The following is a 7,734-nucleotide window of genomic DNA, read 5'->3' as shown; positions in this document are numbered from 1 at the left end:
CCAGCTTCGGCCGCCTGCGCCCCCTGCACACCAACCTGGTCATCTTCGCCTTCGGCGGCTGTGCGTTGTTCGGCACCAGCTACTACGTGGTGCAGCGGACCTGCCAGACCCGGCTGATCTCCGACAGCATGGCCGCCTTCACCTTCTGGGGTTGGCAGGCGGTGATCCTCGGCGCGCTGATCACCTTGCCGATGGGCTACACCACCACCAAGGAATACGCCGAGCTCGAGTGGCCGATCGCGATCCTGCTGGCCATCGTCTGGGTCACCTACGCCCTGGTGTTCTTTGGCACCATCGTCAAGCGCAAGACCAAGCACATCTACGTCGGCAACTGGTTCTACGGCGCCTTCATCGTGGTGACCGCGATGCTGCACATCGTCAACCACATCTCGCTGCCGGTGAGCCTGTTCAAGTCGTACTCGGCCTATGCCGGCGCCACCGACGCGATGATCCAGTGGTGGTACGGCCACAACGCCGTGGGCTTCTTCCTGACCACGGGCTTTTTGGGGATGATGTACTACTTCGTGCCCAAGCAGGCCGAGCGGCCGATCTACTCCTATCGCCTGTCGATCGTGCACTTCTGGGCGCTGATCACCCTGTACATCTGGGCCGGCCCGCACCATTTGCACTACACCGCGCTGCCGGACTGGGCGCAGTCGCTGGGCATGGTGATGTCGATCATCCTCCTGGCGCCAAGCTGGGGCGGCATGATCAACGGCATGATGACCCTGTCCGGTGCCTGGCACAAACTGCGCACCGACCCGATCCTGCGCTTCCTGGTGGTTTCGCTGGCCTTCTACGGCATGTCCACCTTCGAAGGCCCGATGATGGCCATCAAGACCGTGAACTCGCTGTCGCACTACACCGACTGGACCATCGGCCACGTCCACGCCGGCGCCCTGGGCTGGGTGGCGATGATCTCGATCGGCGCGGTGTACCACATGATCCCGCGCCTGTATGGCCGCGAGCAGATGCACAGCGTCGGCCTGATCAACGCGCACTTCTGGCTCGCCACCATCGGCACCGTGCTGTACATCGCCTCGATGTGGGTCAACGGCATCACCCAGGGCCTGATGTGGCGCGCCATCAACGATGACGGCACGCTCACCTACTCCTTCGTCGAAGCCCTGCAGGCCAGCCACCCGGGTTACATCGTCCGGGCCCTGGGCGGCGCGTTCTTCGCCTCCGGCATGCTGCTGATGGCCTACAACGTGTACCGCACTGTTCGCGCCGCCAACCCGGCGCAGGCTGAAGAAGCCGCCAAGATCGTCGTCGTGGGAGCGCACTGATGAAGCATGAAGCCGTCGAGAAGAACATAGGCCTGCTGGCCTTCTTCATGGTCATCGCCGTGAGCATCGGTGGCCTGACCCAGATCGTCCCGCTGTTCTTCCAGGACGTGACCAACAAGCCGGTCGAAGGCATGAAGCCGCGCACCGCGCTGGAACTGGAAGGCCGCGACATCTACATCCGCGAAGGTTGCGTGGGCTGCCACTCGCAGATGATCCGCCCGTTCCGCGCCGAAACCGAGCGCTACGGCCACTACTCGGTGGCCGGCGAGAGCGTGTGGGACCACCCGTTCCTGTGGGGCTCCAAGCGCACCGGCCCGGACCTGGCCCGCGTGGGTGGCCGCTACTCGGACGACTGGCACCGTGCGCACCTGTACAACCCGCGCAACGTGGTACCGGAGTCGAAGATGCCGTCCTACCCGTGGCTGGTGGAAAACAAGCTCGACGGCAAGGACACCGCGAAGAAGATGGACGTGCTGCGCACCCTCGGCGTGCCGTACACCGACGCCGACATCGCCGGTGCCCGCGACGCGGTCAAGGGCAAGACCGAAATGGACGCCATCGTCGCGTACCTGCAGGGTCTTGGCACCATCATCAAAAGCAAACGGTGACGCTGATGGATATCGGGATGATTCGCGGCCTGGGCACCGTGGTGGTGATGGTGGCGTTCGTGGGCCTGGCGCTGTGGGTGTTCAACCCACGGCGCAAGCGGGAATTCGACGAAGCCACGCAACTGCCCTTCGCGGATGACCCCGAGGCCAAACAGCACGTCGAGCAAGCGCAAGCAAAAGCTTCTGGGAGCAAACAACAATGACAACCTTCTGGAGTCTGTACGTCACCGTCCTGACCCTGGGCACCATCTTCTCGCTGACCTGGCTGCTGCTGTCGACCCGCAAGGGCCAGCGTGAAGAGGTCACCGACGAAACCGTCGGGCATGCCTTCGATGGCATCGAGGAATACGACAACCCGCTGCCCAAGTGGTGGTTCTGGCTGTTCGTCGGCACCATCATCTTTGCCCTGGGCTACCTGGTGCTGTACCCGGGCCTGGGCAACTGGAAAGGCATTTTGCCAGGCTACAGCTACCTGGATAACGACAAGCAGACCGAGTTCAGCAATGGCCAGCCCGGCTGGACCGGCGTGCACGAGTGGGAAAAGGAAATGGCCAAGGCCGACGCCCGCTTCGGGCCGATCTTCGCCAAGTTCGCGGCCATGCCCATCGAGGAAGTGGCCAAGGACCCGCAGGCGCTGAAGATGGGCGCGCGGCTGTTCGCCTCCAACTGCTCGGTGTGCCACGGCTCCGACGCCAAGGGCGCCTACGGCTTCCCCAACCTGACCGACAACGACTGGCGCTGGGGCGGCGAGCCGGAAACCATCAAGACCACCATCATGGGCGGTCGCCATGGGGTGATGCCGGCCTGGTCGGAAGTGATCGGCGAGCAGGGCGTGGCCGATGTGGCGGCGTTCGTGGTCAGCAAGCTCGATGGCCGCAGCCTGCCGGAAGGCGTCAAGGCCGATGCCGAGAACGGCCAGAAGATCTTCGCCGCCAACTGCGTGGCCTGCCACGGGCCTGAGGGCAAGGGCACGCCAGCGATGGGTGCGCCCAACCTGACCCACCCGCAGGCGTTCATCTACGGCTCGAGCTTTGCCCAGCTGCAGCAGACCATCCGCTATGGCCGCCAGGGCCAGATGCCGGCGCAGGAACAGCTGCAAGGTAATGACAAGGTGCATTTGCTGGCCGCTTACGTGTACAGCCTGTCGCACCAGGCCGAGCCGGCCAAGGCCGAGTAAGGCAGGGCCGGCCACTTCGCGGGGCAAGCCCGCTCCCACAGGTACCCCACCGAATCTGAAGTCATGGGGCATCTGTGGGAGCGGGCTTGCCCCGCGAAGAGGCCGGTGAATTCACCACAAGCTGACCTGAATCAATTGACACCCGCCATATCACGATTCCTATCGTGAACCCAATGCGACAAAAGGTCGCAACGCGACCCCAGGGTGCCATCACCGGCGTATCATGGATCGCAGCGCGCCAGCAGAAGGCGCGAGACTGTGGCCGGCACGCACTGGCCACGGCGTTTCTCCACTGCCGTGGGACTTGATGATGAGCAAGCAAATTCCGGTACATGACGTCACCCCGCCTGCCAGCAAAGGGAAGGACTCCGTCGACCTCTACGCCTCTCGCGAGAAAATCTACACCCGCGCCTTCACCGGCGTGTTCCGCAGGCTGCGCATGGTCGGCGGGGCGGTATTGTTCCTGCTGTACTTCGGCACCGTGTGGCTGAACTGGGGTGGCCACCAGGCCGTGTGGTGGAACCTGCCCGAACGCAAGTTCTACATCTTCGGCGCCACCATCTGGCCACAAGACTTCATCCTGCTCTCGGGCATCCTCATCGTCGCCGCCTTCGGCCTGTTCTTCATCACCGTCTTCGCCGGCCGCGTGTGGTGCGGCTACACCTGCCCGCAGAGCGTGTGGACGTGGATTTTCATGTGGTGCGAGAAAGTCACCGAAGGCGACCGCAACCAGCGCATGAAGCTGGACCGCGCGCCCATGAGCGGCAACAAGTTCCTGCGCAAGTTCGCCAAGCACAGCCTGTGGCTGCTGATCGGCTTCGTCACCGGCATGACCTTCGTCGGCTACTTCTCGCCGATCCGTGAACTGGTCATCGAATTCTTCACCGGCCAAGCCGACGGCTGGGCCTACTTCTGGGTCGGTTTCTTCACCCTGGCCACATACGGCAACGCCGGCTGGCTGCGCGAGCAGGTGTGCGTGTACATGTGCCCCTATGCGCGCTTCCAGAGCGTGATGTTCGACAAGGACACGCTGATCGTTTCCTACGACCCGCGCCGCGGCGAAACCCGTGGCCCACGCAAGAAGGACGTGGATTACAAGGCCCAGGGCCTGGGCGACTGCATCGACTGCACCATGTGCGTGCAGGTCTGCCCCACCGGCATCGACATCCGCGATGGCCTGCAGATCGAGTGCATCGGCTGCGCCGCCTGCATCGACGCCTGTGACAGCATCATGGAAAAGATGAACTACCCCAAAGGGCTGATCAGCTACACCACCGAACACAACCTGTCGGGGCAGAAGACCCACATGGCGCGCCCGCGCCTGATCGGCTACGCGGTGGTGCTGCTGGTGATGATCGGCGCCCTGGCCACGGCCTTCGCCACTCGCTCGCTGGTCGGTTTCGACGTCAGCAAGGACCGCGTGCTGTACCGCGAGAACGCCCAGGGGCGGATCGAGAACGTGTACAGCCTCAAGGTCATGAACAAGGACCAGCGCGACCACGTCTACGTGCTGGACGCCACTGGCCTGCCGGACCTGCGCCTGGAAGGCCAGCGCGAAATCCGCGTGGCGGCCGGCGACATCGTCAGCCTGCCGGTGCAACTGTCGGTGGCGCCCGAGAAACTGCCCTCGACCACCAACGAAATCACCTTCATCCTCAAGAGCGCCGACGACAGCGCTGCCGAGGTCAATGCCAAGAGCCGCTTCATCGGCCCACAGATCCGCTGAGAGAGAATACTGACAATGCCTGCCGCCACCGCCACCAGCCCCTGGTACAAGCACCTCTGGCCCTGGATCATCATCGGCATCCTCACCACCTCGGTGTGCCTGAGCCTGACCATGGTCAGCATCGCCGTGAGCAACCCGGACAACCTGGTCAACGACAACTACTACGAGGCCGGCAAGGGCATCAACCGCTCACTGGACCGCGAGCTGCTGGCGCAGACCCTGAACCTCAAGGCCAGCGTGCACCTGGACGAGCTGACCGGCGAGGTGGACGTGCGCCTGACCGGCAACAGCGACCCGCAGAGTTTGGAGCTGAACCTGATCTCGCCCACCCAGCCGGACAAGGACCGCAAGGTGCTGCTCAGCCGCAGCGAGGCCGGGCGTTATGTCGGCCAGCTCGACGACAAGGTCGAGGGCCGGCGCTTCGTCGAGCTGCTGGGCAGCCAGGATGAGCATGTGTGGCGCTTGTTCGAGGAGGAAAAGGTCGAGCATGGGGTAGCCATGCAACTGGGTGATGAAGCGCTGCAAGGTGCCGAGCACAAATAGCAGTAACCATTAGTCTGCTTGTGGGAGCGGGCTTGCCCCGCGAAAGGGCCAAACCTGCTTATGATGATGCCCAGGCTGGCTTCCAGCCCGCTCCCACAGCGTCCGTTCCTGCAAGTCAATGCGTGTTCGACCTATGTCCCAGCCCACCCCCTGCTACCACTGCGCCCTGCCCGTCCCCGCCGGTAGCCGCTTCACCGCCACGGTCCTCGGCGAGCCCCGGCAGTTCTGCTGCCCCGGCTGCCAGGCAGTGGCCGAGTCGATCGTCGCCGGCGGCCTGGAGCACTACTACCAGCACCGCAGCGACAGCAGCGCCAACCCCGAAGCGCTGCCCAAACAGCTGCAGGACGAACTGGCCCTGTATGACCGCAGCGACGTGCAGCAGGCCTTCGTGCGCCATGCCGGCGAGCGGGCCGAAGCCACCCTGATGGTCGAAGGCATCAGCTGCGCCGCCTGCGGCTGGCTGATCGAAAAGCACCTGCGCAACCTGCCCGGGGTCGCCGAGGCCCGGCTGAACCTGTCCAACCACCGCCTGCTGCTCGACTGGGACGACCAGCAGCTGCCGCTGTCCAAGGTGCTGGCCGAACTGCGCCAGATCGGCTACGCCGCCCACCCCTACCAGCCCGACCAGGCCGCCGAGCAGCTCGCCCGGGAAAACCGCAGCGCCCTGCGCCGCCTGGGCGTGGCCGGGCTGCTGTGGTTCCAGGCGATGATGGCGACCATGGCCACCTGGCCGGAATTCAACATCGACCTGTCGCCGGAAATGCACACCATCCTGCGCTGGGTCGCGCTATTTCTCACCATCCCGATCGTGTTCTACAGCTGCGCGCCGTTCTTCAAGGGCGCTGCCCGCGACCTGCGCACGCGCCACCTGACCATGGACGTGTCGGTCTCGCTGGCCATCGGCCTGGCCTTCGGCGCCGGGATCTGGACCGCCGTCACCGGCAGCGGCGAGCTGTACTTCGACACCGTGGGCATGTTCGCGCTGTTCCTGCTCACCGGGCGCTACCTGGAACGCCGCGCCCGCGAGCGCACGGCGGCGGCCACCGCGCAACTGGTCAACCTGCTGCCGGCCTCGTGCCTGCGCCTGGATGCCTTTGGCCATGCCGAGCGCATCCTGCTTGGCGAGTTGCAGCGCGGCGACACCGTGCAGGTGCTGCCGGGTTCGGTGATTCCCGCCGACGGGCGCATCGTCGAGGGCCGCTCCAGCGTCGATGAGTCGCTGCTCACCGGCGAGTACCTGCCGCAGCCACGCCAGGTAGGCGAGCGCGTAACCGGCGGCACGCTGAATGTGGAAAGCACCCTGCACGTGGAGGTCGAAGCGCTGGGCCATGATTCGCGCCTGTCGGCCATCGTGCGCCTGCTCGAACGTGCGCAGAGCGAAAAGCCGCGCCTGGCGGAAATCGCCGACCGCGCCTCGCAGTGGTTCTTGCTGTTCAGCCTGCTGGCGGCCGTGGCCATCGGCCTGTGGTGGTGGCACGCAGACCCGGCGCGGGCGTTCTGGATCGTCCTGGCCATGCTGGTGGCGACCTGCCCTTGCGCGCTGTCGCTGGCCACCCCCACCGCCCTCACCGCCGCCACCGGCACCCTGCACAAGCTCGGCCTGCTGATTACCCGGGGGCACGTGCTGGAGGGCCTCAACCAGATCGATACGGTCATCTTCGACAAGACCGGCACCCTCACCGAAGGCCGCCTGGCCCTGCGCAGCATCCGCCCGCTCGGCGATTTGCCGGCCGACCGCTGCCTGGCCCTGGCCGCCGCCCTGGAAAACCGCTCCGAACACCCCATCGCCCGCGCCTTCGGCCGCACCGCCAGCGCCGCTGATGATGTGCAGAGCGTGCCGGGGCTGGGCCTGGAGGGCCAGGTCGAGGGCCAGCGCCTGCGCATTGGCCAGGCCACTTTCGTGTGCGCCTTGAGCGGCACCGAGATCCCCGCCGTGCCGGAGCCGCGCGGGCAATGGCTGCTGCTGGGTGACCGCCAGGGCCCGCTGGCCTGGTTCGACCTCGACGACCGCCTGCGCGATGACGCCCCGGCCCTGCTGGCCGCCTGCAAGGCACGCGGCTGGCGCACCTTGCTGCTGTCGGGCGACAGCTCGCCGATGGTCGCCGAGGTGGCCGCCCAGCTTGGCATCGACCAGGCCATCGGCGGCCTGCGCCCGGACGACAAGCTGGACCGCCTCAAGGCCCTGCAGGCGGCCGGCTGCAAGGTGCTGATGCTGGGCGATGGGGTCAACGACGTGCCGGTGCTGGCGGCCGCCGACATCAGCATCGCCATGGGCAGCGCCACCGACCTTGCCAAGACCAGCGCCGACGCGGTGCTGCTGAGCAACCGCCTGCAGGCACTGGTGCAGGCCTTCGACCTGGCCCGCCGCACCCGCCGCAACATCCTCGAGAA

The 7,734-nt window shown here is 65.8% G+C and carries 7 protein-coding genes; all 7 read left to right on the top strand.

The genetic code is table 11. The features are described from left to right. Positions 1-1,289, top strand: a 1,289-nt coding sequence (gene ccoN, locus B3E94_RS00080) for a cytochrome-c oxidase, cbb3-type subunit I (RefSeq protein ID WP_286911828.1), incomplete at its 5' end; no start/stop codon positions are given. Beyond that, complete coding sequence (gene ccoO, locus B3E94_RS00075; RefSeq protein ID WP_176517097.1) at positions 1,289-1,897, top strand: cytochrome-c oxidase, cbb3-type subunit II; 609 nt, start codon at positions 1,289-1,291, stop codon at positions 1,895-1,897. The genes ccoN and ccoO, both read left to right, overlap by 1 nt. Positions 1,898-1,902: 5 nt before the next feature. Beyond that, positions 1,903-2,100: a cbb3-type cytochrome oxidase subunit 3 gene (locus tag B3E94_RS00070; RefSeq protein WP_176517098.1), complete on the top strand. Its 198-nt coding sequence runs from the start codon at positions 1,903-1,905 to the stop codon at positions 2,098-2,100. Beyond that, positions 2,097-3,074 (top strand): cytochrome-c oxidase, cbb3-type subunit III, encoded by a 978-nt coding sequence (ccoP, locus tag B3E94_RS00065; protein ID WP_176517099.1) that lies wholly within the window; start codon positions 2,097-2,099, stop codon positions 3,072-3,074. Before B3E94_RS00070 ends, ccoP begins: the two co-directional genes overlap by 4 nt. A gap of 310 nt (positions 3,075-3,384) precedes the next feature. Next, positions 3,385-4,800 carry a cytochrome c oxidase accessory protein CcoG gene (ccoG, locus tag B3E94_RS00060; RefSeq protein ID WP_176517100.1) on the top strand — a complete coding sequence of 472 codons (1,416 nt, stop codon included), beginning with the start codon at positions 3,385-3,387 and terminating at the stop codon, positions 4,798-4,800. A gap of 15 nt (positions 4,801-4,815) precedes the next feature. Next, positions 4,816-5,343 carry a FixH family protein gene (locus tag B3E94_RS00055; protein ID WP_236238441.1) on the top strand — a complete coding sequence of 176 codons (528 nt, stop codon included), beginning with the start codon at positions 4,816-4,818 and terminating at the stop codon, positions 5,341-5,343. A gap of 133 nt (positions 5,344-5,476) precedes the next feature. Further along, positions 5,477-7,734, top strand: a 2,258-nt coding sequence (locus tag B3E94_RS00050; RefSeq protein ID WP_286911822.1) for a heavy metal translocating P-type ATPase, incomplete at its 3' end; no start/stop codon positions are given.

This window comes from Pseudomonas sp. UBA6315 (assembly GCF_002438125.1).
Taxonomy (GTDB): Bacteria; Pseudomonadota; Gammaproteobacteria; order Pseudomonadales; family Pseudomonadaceae; genus Aquipseudomonas; species Aquipseudomonas faucium.
The sequence above is the reverse complement of the archived record's forward strand: the minus strand, read 5'-3'. Positions and strand labels throughout refer to the sequence as shown.